The 255-nt window shown below is 43.5% G+C and carries 1 protein-coding gene; it reads left to right on the top strand.

What is annotated here, in order from left to right; genetic code table 11:
- A partial coding sequence (locus M3210_RS20280) for an IS66 family transposase (RefSeq protein ID WP_251518125.1) occupies positions 1-255 on the top strand: 255 nt, incomplete at both ends.

Below are 255 nucleotides of genomic sequence, written 5' to 3'. Positions count from 1 at the left end.
GAAGAAAAAGACGTCAAAAGCTTTCGAAACCAATCGTAGAAGAATTCCTGAAATGGATTGAGGAATCCCCTTTTTACGGCAATAACGCACTTGGAAAAGCAGCCGAATATACACTGAAATTGACAGATGGGCTTCGTGCCTTTCTCTATGATGGTCGCATTGAAATGGATAATAATCCAGCAGAAAATGCGATTCGCCCTAGTGTGATCGGTCGAAAAAATTGGATGTTTTCCGTCAGCGAAGCTGGTGCCGAGG

Source organism: Oceanobacillus luteolus (assembly GCF_023715655.1).
Taxonomy (GTDB): Bacteria; Bacillota; Bacilli; order Bacillales; family Amphibacillaceae; genus Oceanobacillus; species Oceanobacillus luteolus.
Note: the sequence above shows the minus strand (reverse complement) of the source record. Positions and strands in the feature narration are given on the sequence as shown.